Genomic DNA, 13,457 nt, shown 5'->3' on the forward strand with positions numbered 1-13,457 from the left:
CCGTAATGCGCCGTTTTCCGTCCGCCCCGGCCGAGCCGTCCGTACCGGATTTCCGCCGGCTTTCGATATTATATGAAGACGCTTCCGTTGCCGTCGTATACAAGCCGGCGGGGTTGCTGTCCGTTTCGTATCCCGGCAGCACGGCCAAAACCGCGCTCGACGTGCTGTGCGATCTGATGCGGAAGCGCGGGCGGGTGTCCGCCCGCGTCCGCCCCGCCGTCGTGCACCGGCTTGACCGCGATACGTCCGGCGTGATGGTGTTCGCGCTTACCGCGCAAGCCAAAGCGCTGCTCATGGATGATTGGAACCGGCTCGTGACGGAACGACGGTACCGCGCGCTGGCGGAAAATCCTTCCGGCAAAATCGCTTTGGGCGACCGCGGCGTTATCGATTCGCCGCTGTCGTACAACGCGCAGCACCGCGCGTACGTTGCGAAAGGTGCCGGACGCCGCGAAAATGAGGCGGTGAGCGCGGTAACCCGGTATTCGGTCGTCAGGCGCGGAAGCCGGTACACGCTGTTTGAACTGGAACTTGAAACCGGCCGTAAAAATCAGATCCGCGCGCATTTGGCGTCCGAAGGATTCGTTATTGCCGGCGACGGCTCCTATCGTGCAAAAAGCGATCCGTTCGGCAGACTGTGTCTGCACGCGCGGACGCTCGCGTTCACGCAGCCACTTACCGGAGAATCGCTTCGTTTTGAGATCCCGGAACCTCCCGAATGGGAAAAATTCTGCCGATAACCGTAAAATTTAAGCCGCATACGGGGAATTTCCGTCGGAAAAGTGATTTTGTGCGATAATTTGTCCGGTCATCTGTAACTTTAATATTTACAGTTTTATTATACTGGTATATGATTGACATAACCCGTGCAGACGCGGCGGAATCGCGGTGCGCTTTTACGTCGTTTTTATCGGGTTTTGAATCTGTAACGAATTCAGGAGGTTATCTATGGGTTTAACTGTAGATACAGGCATTCCGGCATTTACCGTTTTCATACAGGGTTTGCTGAGTTTTTTTTCCCCCTGCGTGCTGCCGCTGATTCCGCTGTACGTCAGCTATCTTGCCGGCGGCGCTTTAACCAAAAATGACGACGGTACGGTTGCGTATCCGCGCGGAAGGATTCTGGTGAATACGGTGTTCTTCATTTTGGGCATCAGTTTCGCGTTCTTTGCGCTCGGATTCGGTTTTACGTCGCTGGGCCGTTTTTTTAGCGCGCATAAAATATGGTTTGCGCGCGTCAGCGGTATCATCATGATTCTGTTCGGTTTGTACCAAGTCGGTCTGTTCGGCCGCTCGAACGTGCTCGATCGGGAACGCCGGCTGCCGTTCAAGCTGAACGGAAAAACGGTCAATCCCGCGCTCGCCTTGCTGCTCGGTTTTACGTTCAGTTTCGCCTGGACGCCGTGCATCGGACCGGTGCTGAGCAGCGTTTTGCTGATGGCGTCTTCCGCAAAATCGGCCGGTTGGGGATTTACGCTGATCGGCGTGTACACGCTCGGATTCGTTCTGCCGTTCCTTGCCGCTGGTATTTTTACCGGGGCAGTACTGAACTTTTTCAAAAAGTACCGCAAGGCGGTTTCGTATACGGTTAAAGTCGGCGGTGCACTGCTGATTGTCATGGGGGTGCTGACGCTTACCGGTTTTATGAACGGCGTTACCGGATATCTTTCATCCGCCGGTGCTAGAACCGCTCAGACCCAGCCGCAGGACGTTTCCGCTCGGAAAGCCGCCGACTCTCAGTCGGTTCCCGTGCGTGCGAATGCGGAAAGCGCTGCGGAAAAGAATCAGGCGGTTCCCGCGCCGGATTTTTCTCTCACCGATCAGTTCGGCACGGTTCACCGGCTTTCCGATTACAAGGGCAAAACGGTTTTCCTGAACTTTTGGGCAACCTGGTGCCCGCCGTGTCAGGGGGAAATGCCGGACATTCAGAAATTGTATGAAAAATACGGAAAGAACACCGGAGACTTGATCGTTTTGGGAGTTGCGAATCCGAAATCGGAAGGGTATCCGTACGCACAGGATAAAAGCGTTTCCGAAGTCGCGCGGTTTTTGTCAGACCGGAATCTGACGTTTCCCGTCGTGATGGATTTGGACGGCAGCGTGTTCTCCGGCTACGGAATCACCGCGTTTCCCACGACGTTTATGATAGACGACGGCGGAAACGTGTTCGGCTACGTGCCGGGCGCGCTGACCGGAGCGATCATGGAAAGCATCGTTCAGCAGACGATAACGAAAAATCGCCTGTAACGACGAGACTTTGACAAAAAAATCCGGCCGTATCCGCGGGACGTTTCCGTCTTGCCGCCTGCGGCCGGAATTTCGGGCTGAAACGCCGATCATTTCCACGGAAAGATAAAACTTTTGAACGATCGCGGTCCGAGCGTGTCCTGATCTTCGGCGATAAGTTCGCCCCAGGGAACGTGTTTGCGTTCTTTTGCGGACAGATCGGGATTTTCTTCCAGCCAATCGTATTTATACAGCCGCAGCCGCAATCCGTTCGTATGCGCGAGCAGAATGCCGGCGAATCCGGGCATCATGAAGAAAAGGAAAATCGACAGTGCAAGCAGAAGTATCGAATAAATGAACATGAACAGTGAAAATCCGGGATTATCGAAGAAAATGATAAACGATTTTTTCAGGCATTTGCGGAAATTATCTTTCAGCAACGATCTGATCGGAATGAACCACTGCAGCGCCATCGCGCAGACGAGCAAAAACCAAAACACGAGCGCGGCCAAAAACAAGCCGAACAGCGACTGCATTCCCATATAGAACGGAATACCGAAAAAACCGAGCAAAAACAGCACGGCGACGATCAGCGCGAACAATACGCCGTCTTTCCAGACTTTGGGAAATTCGGCGAAGTATTCTTTGAGCGAAGCGGACTTGAAATCGGCAATGCGCGCCGCGTTGTTGCCGAAAGCGAACAGGGCGACGGACAATGCGGCGACTCCGATTATCTGCAGGGCGATGCCGAGCGGCGCCGTTATCAGAATGGAAACGACGGCGACGGTCAGCACGATGTTCGGAACGAACAGCGACAGCATGCTGTCCCAGCCGTCGCAAAAATTCTTTTTGATAAAAAACCAGATCATACGTATACTGTATAGAATCTTTTCCGCATAGTCAATGATCCGTGCGGCTGTTCCGCACACAAGACGGCTTTTCTATGCTATACTGGACGCATGGCATGGACGGATACTTCTTCTATTACGGCACTCATATCGCAGATTCATTCGGCGGCTTCTTCTTTCTTAAAAGCCAGACTGCAATCGTACGGGCTTCCCGATATGTCGTCGTCTCACGGAAACATTCTGTTCCGCCTTTCCCAGTCGGAATGTCTGACGATGGGCGAACTGGCGCAGCTGGTGAACCGGGACAAATCGACGGTAACCGTGCTCGTGCGAAAACTGGAAAGCGCAGGCTACGTGTGCCGTGAAAGCGCGGAAGCCGACAACCGCGTTACGTATATCCGGCTTTCCGCTACCGGCCGCGAATACACCGATAAAATGGCACAGATTTCAAAAGAGCTGATCGGCACGTGTTACGAAGGGTTTTCGGAAGACGAAAAAGCTGCGGTATTCACTCTGCTGCGGCGGATTGCGCTGAATTTCGAGTCTTCGGAAACGTGCAGCCGATAAAAATCCGGCTCGAAACGCACGAACGTCTTGACAATAGTTTTATATAAAACTATTATAGGGAACGACAGACGAGAACCGGTGTGCACTGCGTGCCGGCAATTCGTGTGCAGAGGAGTCTCAGATGAAAAAAAATCCGTTTCCGGCCGGCTGGTTGCTGCCGTGTGCCGCCGCCATTGCCGCCGCGTTAATCCTTTTATCCGCCTGTTCCGCGCGGCAGGAAAAAGCGGCGCCGGGTATCGCCGTTTTCGTTCCCGGAATAATAGAAGACAGTCCGGTTTACGACATGCTGGTGCAGGGTGTCCGCGCCGCCGTAGACGCGTACAATGAAACCGAAAGCGCAAAAGACCGCGCGCCGGTCGAACTTTCGGTGCTGGAAGCCGGAACGAATCAGGCGGAGTGGGGCAATAAACTGACCGCGCTCGCGGCGTCCGGAAAGTACGGCGTGATCGTCTCGTCGAATCCGTCTCTGCCGGAGATCGCCGCGCCGCTGACGGCGCAGTTTCCCGATCAGCGCTTTATCATTCTCGACGCGTTTTACGAAGGAAACGACCGCATCGCGACCGTCCGCTACAATCAGCGCGAACAGGCGTATCTGACCGGCTACATTGCCGCACTGATTTCCGCCGCGCCCGCTTCCGAAATGCGGTTTGCGAACGCTGCCCGTAAAATCGGCTTTATTGCGGCGCAGGAGTATCCGGTTATGAATACGATTCTGCTCCCGTCGTTTACCGAAGGCGCTCAGGCTGCCGTTCCCGGCACGGAAGTGGATTTTCGCGTCGTGGGCAACTGGTACGATGCGTCCAAAGGTGCCGAGCTGGCCAAAGCGCTGTATAAAAGCGGCGCGGACGTCGTACTGCCGATTTGCGGCGGAGCCTCACAAGGCGTCATCGCGGCGGCGAAAGAACTCGGTTTTTATATCACCTGGTTCGACGACAACGGTTTTGCAAAAGCGCCCGGTTATATCGTTTCCAGTTCGGTTATGGCGCAAAAACGCATGGCGCAGGAAGTTACCGCCGCGTATTTGGACGGAACGGTCGAGTTCGGCAGCGCGCGGACCGTCGGTATTGAAGACGGATACATCGACTTTGAGCAAAACGATCCGCAGTACGTTGAAACGGTTTCCGAACCGATCCGTACCCGTATGGCGGCGGTGGTTGATCAGATAAAAAGCGGTGCGCTGCTGCTGCCGTCTCCGTAATGGAGCGAGCCGACGGCGTGCCGGACGATGGGTATGAAAGAAATTGCGTTTGACCGTGTTACGAAACAGTTTGCCTCGAAAAAAGCGCTCGACGACGTGACGCTTTCATTTTCCGCCGGTTCCGTTCACGCGCTGCTCGGAGAAAACGGCGCGGGAAAGTCGACGCTTGCGGCGCTTCTCAGCGGAGCCGCCGAGCCGTCGTCCGGCTGCATAAAAATAGACGGTGTGCCCGTCGTGTTCCGCTCACCGCGCGACAGCGCGGCAGCCGGGATCGCGATGGTGCATCAGCGCCCGCTGCTTGCGGACGAACTGTCGGTATGGGAAAACGTCATACTCGGCGCCGAACCGCTGCACGGGCCGGCTGCCGCGGGTATCCTGAACAAACGCGCTGCTGCGGAACGCATCGGAAGGCTGCGCGCGCGATTCGAGATATCGGTTCCGCTTGATCCGGATTCGGCCGTTTCAGACCTGAGCGCGGACGCCGTTTTTTACACGGCGCTGCTCGCCGCCCTTTTTCGGGAACCGCAGCTGCTGATTCTGGACGAACCGTCGGCGGCGCTCGACGATACGAGCCGGAATCTCCTATACGCGTGTCTTTCGGCCGAAGCGGCGCGCGGAACCGGAATCATCGTGATCACGCACAATTTGCGGGAAGCCGTGTTGCACGCCGATTCGATAACGGTGCTTAAAAAAGGCCGGCTTTCCGCCGAATTCGACAACTCGCGGCGCACCGTTTCTGCCGCCGACATTTTGCCGCATCTGTTCGCGTCCGCCGGGTCCGGTGTTTCCGCTGGGTCCGGTGTTTCCGCCGGGTCCGGTGTTTCCGGCAGTGCGGCGGTTCCGGGCAGTGCGGCAGATTCCGTCGGCACGACTATGCCGCCGGTTTTCCTTTCGACGCCGGTCGCGGCGGTTCCGCGGCTGACGATCACGGAACTGTCGGCCCGCCCGCGCGCTGCCGCAGCGCTGTTCGGCGTGTCGTTCCGGGTAGCCGCCGGCCGTATGACGGTTATCGCCGGTCAGCGGGAGAGCGGCATGGAAACGCTTGAAAACTGTATCACCGGCGCGCGCCGCGTTCCGTGCAGCGGCACGTATTCGTTCGGCGGCGGTGCCGCCGTTCCGTTCAAAAAGAAACGCCTTTCGGCTGCACTGCTCAGAAAGCGACGGGCGGGTATCGTTCCGTTCGATCGGACGTTCGGCGCGTCGAATCCGGGGCTGACGGTTGCGCAGGTTGCCGGCATATACGAAGCGCCCGCGAACGTTACGGCGTTTGCCGAAAAACTTATCCGTGAAACGGGGATATCCATAAAAGCGTCGGAACCCGCGGCCAATCTTTCCGGCGGAATGCTGCAGCGTCTGATTTTGGCGCGTGAACTTTACTATAAACCGGAACTGCTCGTGCTATCCGAGCCGTTTCAAGGACTCGACACGCCTTCTTCCGTCGGATTGGCCGAATTGCTTCAGTCCGTTTGCCGTTCCGGCGCGGCGATTCTGGTGCTGACGTCCGACGCGTCGTTTTTATCCGAGTATGAAACCGATTCGTACGTACTTGCGGGCGGTAAATTGTATAAAGGCGGTTCGCTTCTATGATTCATCCTTTCGATCTGCGGCGAAAATTCGTGCGTTCGGTGCTGACGCCGCTTTCTTCCAGCCTGATCGCGCTTGCGGCCGGAATAGCCGTGTCGCTGGCGATGCTGCTTTTTTTCAGCGGACAGCCGGTTTCGGCTGCGGTCGATTTTTTTACCGGCCCGTTTGCGTCCCGTTTTTACGTGGGAACGCTGCTGAACACGGCGTCTTTGCTGATGTGGGCCGGCGTCGGCGCGGGAATCGCGATTGCTTCGGGTAATCTGAATTTGGGCGGTGAAGGGCAGATTTATCTTGCGGGTTTTATCACGGCCGTCGTCCTCTCTAAAGGAAGCGGAATCGTACCGCCTTTTCTGCTGCTGCCGATCGCCGGTTTTACGGCGTGCGCGGCCGCGGCGGTCTGCGCCGGCGTTGCAGCGTTGTTCAAGCAATTCCGCGGCAGCAGCGAACTGCTGGTGTCGTTTCTCGTTTCGGCAGTAACGATTCCGATCGTCGACGCGGCGATTGCCGGACCGTTCCGCGATACGGCGCGGAATCTGCTTGCAACGCCGCCGGTTCCCGCTGAATTCCGTCTTGAACGGATATTGCCGCCGTCTCCGCTGACGGTTTCCTTTTTTGCCGCCGCCGCGTTTTGCCTTGTTTCGGCGTGCGTTCTGTATCGAACCCGCGCGGGACGGGCCGTTCGGGTGTGCGGTGCGGCGCCGCAGTTCGCACAGTACGCGGGGTATTCGCTTGCGGCGCATTCGTTCGGCGCGTTGTGCCTGTCCGGAGCGTGTCACGGATTGACCGGTTTCTTTGCCGTCGTCGGAACGTATTATACGTGCCACAGCGGATTTTACGCCGGTATGGGATGGAACGCGCTTTCGTGCGCGCTTATCGCACGGTCGAATCCCGCGGCGGTCATACCGTCGGCGCTGCTTTTGTCGTGGATTTTTACGGCGGCGGACCGTTCGGCGATGATGTACGATTTTCCGTTCGATATGACCGGCTTGATTCAAGCCGCCGTACTGTTTTGTATTTCGGCCCGTTTCGTCGGCGCCGCCAAGCGAGCGAGGAGCGCCTGATATGCACGTCGTATACGATATCGTTTTAACGTCGGCGCCGCTGCTGCTCGCCGCGTGCGGGGCACTTATAAGCGAATACGCGGGCGTTATGGCCGTGTTCGCCGACGGCTGCATCAATATCGGCGCGTTCCTGTGTTTCGCCGTAACCGCCCGAACCGGATCGCTCGCGGCGGGAATCGGCTGTTCGGCGGTTGCGTGTACCGGATTGGCGTACGGAGTGTCCGTTCTGACGCTGAAATTGCGCGCGAATCCGTTTCTGACCGGCCTTGCACTGAACGTGTTCGCGTCGAGCTGCATCTCCGTGCTGTCCGCAGTCCTGTTCGGCACGCGCGGCGTTTTGGTTTCTCCGGCATTTTCGTTTACGGGAGGCGGAGCGCGCGTCGTTTCCGCGATTGCCGCGTACGGGCTGTGCGCCGCCGCCGCGGTCGTTTTACGCACGACGAAAGCCGGTCTGCATCTGCGGGTTACCGGCAGTGCTCCGAACGTACTCACGGCGCGCGGCGTTTCGCCCGACCGCTGGAAAACGGCCAGCTGGTGTGCGGCGGCAGCTTTTGCGGCGGCGGCGGGATGCGTTCTTGCGCTGCGGCTTTCTTCATTCGTTCCGAATATCAGCGCCGGGCGCGGATGGACGGCGCTTGCCGCCGTTTTCTTGGGCGGAAAGAAGCTTTCGGGAACGCTGATCGCCGTGCTGGTTTTTGCGGGCGCCGAATACGCGGCGAACAATATTCAAAACGTCGCCGCTTTCGCGAACGTTCCGTCTTCCGTACTGCTCGCGCTGCCGTACGCCGCCGCGCTCGTTATGATAGGAGCGGGGCGCCGCGCGGATTGATTATCATACGGCATCAAGCAATACGGTGTCTTCAATATATTTGCAGGGAATTTTCAGTCTGTCAAAATATGCGGCCAGTTTTATCATTGCCGGCCGTTCCGTTCCGAAGTGAGTTCCGCCTATCAGATTCAGCTTGAGTTTATGATTCAATTCATGAAATTGTTTGTTTCCTTCCTGTATGAACGGAACGTTCCATCGATGTTCTATGGTACCCGTAAGCAGCGTATCACAGCCATAATCGTAAACTTGCTGCAAAATATCCGGCAAATCTCCTCCGCCGGCAACAACTCCAATTTTTCGTACGGATTCCGTATGTTTTTCAGTTGTTATGATCGGACGTTCCAATTTGTTCCTGACATATTCAGCGTATTCGTCAAAAGATCTTTCCGGTATGATTCCTATCAGCGCGGTGGGTTCACCGAAATAGTCGTAGAAATATTTTTCAGCCTGTATTCCGCATAATTCGGCTAAACTTTTAGATGTTCCGTAAATCGAATGGGTATCCAGCGGTGCGTGTGCTGCGTATATCGAAATCCCGCATTTTTTCAGTTGCTCAAAATATTCCGGTTTAATCGGCTGCAAACCCCGTTCATCTTCAAAATAGTCGAATTGGTGATGTGTCAAGATAAGCACGTTTCGGTATTGCAATGCTTTTTTGACGATTTCTTTCGTAATGAAAACGGAAGTCAACACGATATCTACGTTTTCCGAATTATCGGTCATTAAAGCGGTTTTCTTTGAAAGAAAGTCAGGATTGATAAATGATTTATTTTCATCCGTTACTGCAAAATCGATAAGGTTTTCGTCAGTTCGGTCAATTTTGAATTCACGATCCAATATGGTTTGCAATTCAATTAATTTCATATGTACAACAGTCCTTCTTTTTCCGTATGAGTTGCGCTCGCACTGCCGTACGCCGCCGTGCCGGATGACGGCGAAAGCTCAGCGCTACAAACCGAATTCCGACGCGGAAACGGTTTCAAATTGGCCGTTTTCTGTTTCGTCGGCTGCCGGCGTCTCCGGTTCCGGAGCTTCTTCCGGTATTTCCTCAAGCAGTTCCGGTTCGGCTTCTTTTTCCGGTATTTCTTCGGACGCTTTACGCAGCGCTTCTTTATCGATATGTACCGAATAATCGACCGTAGTGAATTCGGACAGGATGTTGTCCAGTTTTTCCATTCGGGTGCAGCTGTCGGAACTCATCGCGTTTATGTCGAGCATTTTTTTTACGATATCCGCGGTGCCGATTTTGATTTCGTGAATACCCGCTTCCACCTGTTTGAACACCGTGCTCATCGCCGCCATTTCGTTGGAAACGACGTTCTGCTGTGCCGACAGATTGTCGCACGATTTATTGATTTGCTGCGACGCGTTCGACAATTCGGTGTTTTTTCCGGTAACCTGATGCATGTTGCCGTCGATGTTTTTGATACCGTCGGTAATTTCGGTCAAAGATACGACCATATCGTGCGTACTTTCGCTTACCTTTGCAAACGCGTCCGCCGCGGATTTACTGGTGTCGTTCGCGTCTTTTACTTTCGAGATTATCGCGTAGAGGGACGAACTGATGCGCGTGGCGTTGTCGCCCGTAGATTCGGCGAGCACGCGGATTTCTTCGGCAACGACGCCGAAGCCTTTGCCGCTTTCGCCGGCGTGCGCGCTTTCGATCGCCGCGTTCATGGAAAGAATGTTCGTCTGTTCGGCGATGTCGTTAATAATGGTAACGATTTCGGCAATTTCGTCGAGCTGTCCGTTGATTTCCTGCAGGAGCGTGTGCGTCGAAGATATTTTTTCGTCTCCGTCGAGAACGTACCGCTGGATTTCGTGCGCGCTCTGCGTTTTGTCTTCCGCCATCTGCGCGATCGTGTCGAGGTGTTCGGCCATCGTACCGACCGCCTGTTGGCTCGCGTTGATCGCCGTCGTCTGGCGGTTGTTGTCGGAGAGCAGCATCGCCGAAATTTCGATCATCTGATTGAGCGATTTGATGGAACGGGTGACGGCTGCGGAAAGTTTTTCGACCTGCACGTTCAGCGATTCGATGTTCGAGTCGATCTGATGCGTCGCCGCCGCCGTACTCGCCGCGGAATTGTTTATCGAACGGCCGGCTGCGTCTGCGTCCGCCGCGGTTTTCTTGACCGTGATCAGAAAATCGTTCAGAATGCTGACCGTGTTGTTCAAATCGCCGGTTAAATTACAGATTTCATCGTTGCCCGACGCTTCCATTCGGACTGAAAAATCTTTCAGTGAAAGTTTGCCCGTCATATCCTGAATGCGGCGGATACGTTTCGTAATCCGTCTCGTGATCCGCGTGGCAAAAAAGAGCGCGGTAACCGACGCCAGAACGGTTACGAGTATAACCGTGCGGTAAAACAGCAGATATTGCCGGTTAATGTCCGCGGTAATTTCAGTGCGAATCGTTTCGACGAGTGAACTGAACGTATCGCAGATAGTCTGTATGCTCTGTGTCTTTTGCCGCAGCTGGTGCAGTGTGAATTCGATTTGAAACGAAGATTCTCCGGTACTGTTCGTTGAGAGTGCGGTTGAAAATCCGGTCGACGATATTGAAAGTTTGAACGACGGCTGCAGCGGCATTTCGCTCAACTCTTTGTATAAAAGACCGACATCCTTGAACGGCGCATCGACCATTTTCCACAATTCGTTCAGTGAGTCTATTTTTTTATTCGTTACGGCGGGCAGCGCCTTGCGCGTGCTGCTTTCCAGAATCCCCTGTATGGATACCGCGACTTCGCCCGTCAATTTTTCCCATTCCGAGTATATGGTGTCTATGTTCACCCCTCTGGAAGTCGTTTTATCGGAATATCCCATGGTTTGCTGAAACGTATTCTGGATGCGCATGAGATCCAGTTCAAAATCCTTGATTTTCATGAGCGACGATACGCCGGTGAGCATGAATATCATGATTCCGATGCTTACCAGCGCAAGCGCAGAGACGGTGAAAGAAAATTTTGCGTTAAGTTTCATCTGGAACAGCTCCTTGTCACGCGAAACTAGTATATCATATTAGGAAAAAATTGTAAAATTTAAATCGAGTCGGTTTTGTCTGAACGGTCAGTGTACGAACAGCCGCCCCGTTTGCCGATTTTTCGGACGTTTGCCGATTTTCCGGACGTTTGCTTACGCGCGTGCCGTCCGCAGCGTTCGGTGCTCCGCCGATTTTCCGGACGTTTGCTTACGCGCGTGCCGTCCGCAGCGTTCGGTGCTCCGCCGATTTTCCGCGGCGATTTCCGCCGTCCGATCCCCGGCAGCCGCTTCACGCGCGGTTGCCGCTTGAGAACGTACCTGAAACGCTTGCGTGCGCCGCATGTGCGACCTTTGTAAGCGTCCCGGCAGCCGTTTCACGTGCGGTTGCCGCTTGAGAACGTACCTGAAACGCTTGCGTGCGCCGCATGTGCGACCTTTGTAAGCGTCCCGGCAAACGCAAAAAAACGACCCGAACGCATTCCGCTTTCGGGCCGTTTCGTCTGATCGCCGCGGGAACCCGTTACCGGTACGCCGCGAGAATCGCCTGCAAACGGTCTTTGCCGATAATTTTCATAAAACTTGCAAGGCGCGGCCCGGCGTTTTTGCCGATGAGCGCCTGATAGACGGCGGTAAACAGCGCTTTCGGCTCAAGCCCGCATTCCCCGGCAACCGCGTACACGGCCTCGGAAAGCGGTTTTTCATCGAGCGTGTCCATTATCGGCAGCACGTCGGTGTAGATTTTGCGGATCGCCGCAAGTTCGGCGTTGCCGAGCTCCGCTTTTGAACCGTCGGTGCGCAGCGCAAACCTGAAATCGTCCGGCGCACATTCGGTAATCCAATACCACGCGCACTTGCACCGCACGCGCAGTTTTTCAGCCTGTTCGGGCCGCACGTCGCCGAGAGAGGCTATAACCGCCTCAATGTCGCCCGAATTCGTTTGCAGCAAGTTGCACAAATGCCGCAGCGGCATCTGGTACGGCATCACCTGCGGCATACCGTCCACCTGCGACAGTTCGTAAATGCGGCGTTCCTTGGCGTACACGTCGTCGTTCTTGGCCTTTTCGGCACCCCAGGCGATGCGCTCGGTTTTATCGTAATCTTCGTACGTTTTGAGTACGTCGAGGTCGAAACTTATCGAAAATTCCGTGTTCGGGCGCGTTCCGGCAAACATGTACCGTACGATTTCCGGCGGATACACGCGCAGTACGTCCGGCAGCGCGATGACTTTTCCCTTTGAAGACGACATTTTGCCGGGCGTACCTTTGATGCCGATAAAATCGTACCGGAACGTTACCGGCGCCGGCCACCCGTAAATCTCGTCGGCAACGAGCCGCGCCGTATCGAACGAACCGCCCTGACTGTGATGGTCTTTGCCCGCCGGCTCGAACACCGTGTGCTCGTGCCGCCACCGCATCGGCCAGTCCACTCGCCAGCCCAATTTCATACCGGACGCCGTGCGCAGATCGGCCGTTTCCGCATGACCGCATTCGGTACAGTGATACGTAACGCCGTACTCGCCGTCGTATCCGTCGATAACCGTCGTGTCCCGATTGCAGTTTTCACAGAAAACGGAAATCGGCCAATATTCTTCTTCGGCGGGAATTTTATGCTCGTCGTCGCGGTAGCGGTTCAGACAGTCTTTAATACGGCTGCGGTTCTGCAGCGCCGTTTTCATGCCTTCGTCGTACGTATGGGCGCGGTACCGTTCGGCCTGATACAGGAATTCCGGATGAATGCCTACGACCGGCAGCGCCGATTCCACGTCGGTTTCGTGATGCCGCGCGTAAGAGGAATCGCGCTCGAACGGATCGGGTACCATCGTGATCGGAAAACGCAGATATTTCGCCAATTCGTCCGATTTGGGCATGTTCATCGGCACTTTGCGGAACACGTCGTAATCGTCCCACGAATAAATGAACCGGACGTTCTTGCCGCGGTCCCGCAGCGCGCGTACGACCAAATCTACGGAAATGATTTCGCGGAAATTACCGATATGTACGGTGCCCGACGGAGTGATTCCCGAGGCACAAGTGTAAACGTCAAGGTCTCCGCGTTCGCGGATGATTTTTTCGGCCGTCTGATCCGCCCAGTGGGTCAGCTTCGCCGTTTCGTTTTGATTGTTCATAATGCATAATTATACATAAAACGGTGCGGTAGAGCAATAA

General features: G+C 55.3%; 11 protein-coding genes. 7 read left to right on the plus strand and 4 right to left on the minus strand.

Annotated elements, in window-relative coordinates; all coding sequences use genetic code 11:
- The first annotated feature begins 5 nt into the window (after positions 1-5).
- Together TREBR_RS02885 and TREBR_RS02890 are read left to right on the plus strand one after the other, a co-directional pair.
- Positions 6-740 (plus strand): RluA family pseudouridine synthase, encoded by a 735-nt coding sequence (locus TREBR_RS02885; protein WP_013757728.1) that lies wholly within the window; start codon positions 6-8, stop codon positions 738-740.
- A gap of 208 nt (positions 741-948) precedes the next feature.
- The gene (locus TREBR_RS02890) at positions 949-2,247 is read left to right on the plus strand and encodes a redoxin family protein (protein WP_013757729.1); all 1,299 of its coding nucleotides are present in this window, start codon (positions 949-951) and stop codon (positions 2,245-2,247) included.
- 89 nt (positions 2,248-2,336) lie between these two features.
- Here the strand turns inward: TREBR_RS02890 and TREBR_RS02895 are convergent, their stop codons facing one another.
- Complete coding sequence (locus TREBR_RS02895; RefSeq protein WP_013757730.1) at positions 2,337-3,095, minus strand: hypothetical protein; 759 nt, start codon at positions 3,093-3,095, stop codon at positions 2,337-2,339.
- A gap of 90 nt (positions 3,096-3,185) precedes the next feature.
- Here TREBR_RS02895 and TREBR_RS02900 point away from each other — a divergent pair, with 90 nt between their 5' ends.
- The 5 genes from TREBR_RS02900 (at position 3,186) to TREBR_RS02920 (ending at position 8,313) form a co-directional block, all read left to right on the plus strand.
- Entirely contained in the window at positions 3,186-3,641 is a 456-nt protein-coding gene (locus tag TREBR_RS02900) for a MarR family winged helix-turn-helix transcriptional regulator (protein ID WP_013757731.1), read from the plus strand.
- Between the two features lie 121 nt (positions 3,642-3,762).
- Positions 3,763-4,839, plus strand: a complete 1,077-nt coding sequence (locus TREBR_RS02905) for a BMP family ABC transporter substrate-binding protein (protein WP_013757732.1) — start codon at positions 3,763-3,765, stop codon at positions 4,837-4,839.
- 33 nt (positions 4,840-4,872) lie between these two features.
- Complete coding sequence (locus TREBR_RS02910) at positions 4,873-6,426, plus strand: ATP-binding cassette domain-containing protein (RefSeq protein WP_013757733.1); 1,554 nt, start codon at positions 4,873-4,875, stop codon at positions 6,424-6,426.
- Complete coding sequence (locus TREBR_RS02915) at positions 6,423-7,484, plus strand: ABC transporter permease (protein WP_013757734.1); 1,062 nt, start codon at positions 6,423-6,425, stop codon at positions 7,482-7,484. Before TREBR_RS02910 ends, TREBR_RS02915 begins: the two co-directional genes overlap by 4 nt.
- 1 nt (position 7,485) lies before the next feature.
- The gene (locus tag TREBR_RS02920) at positions 7,486-8,313 is read left to right on the plus strand and encodes an ABC transporter permease subunit (protein ID WP_013757735.1); all 828 of its coding nucleotides are present in this window, start codon (positions 7,486-7,488) and stop codon (positions 8,311-8,313) included.
- Between the two features lie 3 nt (positions 8,314-8,316).
- Here the strand turns inward: TREBR_RS02920 and TREBR_RS02925 are convergent, their stop codons facing one another.
- The 3 genes from TREBR_RS02925 to lysS form a co-directional block, all read right to left on the minus strand.
- Positions 8,317-9,177 (minus strand): Nif3-like dinuclear metal center hexameric protein, encoded by an 861-nt coding sequence (locus TREBR_RS02925; protein WP_013757736.1) that lies wholly within the window; start codon positions 9,175-9,177, stop codon positions 8,317-8,319.
- An 84-nt stretch (positions 9,178-9,261) separates the two neighbouring features.
- Entirely contained in the window at positions 9,262-11,292 is a 2,031-nt protein-coding gene (locus TREBR_RS02930; protein ID WP_013757737.1) for a methyl-accepting chemotaxis protein, read from the minus strand.
- A 520-nt stretch (positions 11,293-11,812) separates the two neighbouring features.
- Entirely contained in the window at positions 11,813-13,417 is a 1,605-nt protein-coding gene (gene lysS / locus TREBR_RS02940) for a lysine--tRNA ligase (RefSeq protein ID WP_013757738.1), read from the minus strand.
- Positions 13,418-13,457 lie beyond the last annotated feature (40 nt).

The sequence above is a fragment of the Treponema brennaborense DSM 12168 genome (genome assembly GCF_000212415.1).
Taxonomy (GTDB): Bacteria; Spirochaetota; Spirochaetia; order Treponematales; family Treponemataceae; genus Treponema_F; species Treponema_F brennaborense.

What these genes read in the sequence shown, in the direction of transcription:
- TREBR_RS02885 (WP_013757728.1), top strand. Translation starts at nt 6, where the DNA reads ATGCGCCGTTTTCCGTCCGCCCCGGCCGAGCCGTCCGTACCGGATTTC.
- TREBR_RS02890 (WP_013757729.1), top strand. Translation starts at nt 949, where the DNA reads ATGGGTTTAACTGTAGATACAGGCATTCCGGCATTTACCGTTTTCATA.
- TREBR_RS02895 (WP_013757730.1), bottom strand. Translation starts at nt 3,095, where the DNA reads ATGATCTGGTTTTTTATCAAAAAGAATTTTTGCGACGGCTGGGACAGC.
- TREBR_RS02900 (WP_013757731.1), top strand. Translation starts at nt 3,186, where the DNA reads ATGGCATGGACGGATACTTCTTCTATTACGGCACTCATATCGCAGATT.
- TREBR_RS02905 (WP_013757732.1), top strand. Translation starts at nt 3,763, where the DNA reads ATGAAAAAAAATCCGTTTCCGGCCGGCTGGTTGCTGCCGTGTGCCGCC.
- TREBR_RS02910 (WP_013757733.1), top strand. Translation starts at nt 4,873, where the DNA reads ATGAAAGAAATTGCGTTTGACCGTGTTACGAAACAGTTTGCCTCGAAA.
- TREBR_RS02915 (WP_013757734.1), top strand. Translation starts at nt 6,423, where the DNA reads ATGATTCATCCTTTCGATCTGCGGCGAAAATTCGTGCGTTCGGTGCTG.
- TREBR_RS02920 (WP_013757735.1), top strand. Translation starts at nt 7,486, where the DNA reads ATGCACGTCGTATACGATATCGTTTTAACGTCGGCGCCGCTGCTGCTC.
- TREBR_RS02925 (WP_013757736.1), bottom strand. Translation starts at nt 9,177, where the DNA reads ATGAAATTAATTGAATTGCAAACCATATTGGATCGTGAATTCAAAATT.
- TREBR_RS02930 (WP_013757737.1), bottom strand. Translation starts at nt 11,292, where the DNA reads ATGAAACTTAACGCAAAATTTTCTTTCACCGTCTCTGCGCTTGCGCTG.
- lysS (WP_013757738.1), bottom strand. Translation starts at nt 13,417, where the DNA reads ATGAACAATCAAAACGAAACGGCGAAGCTGACCCACTGGGCGGATCAG.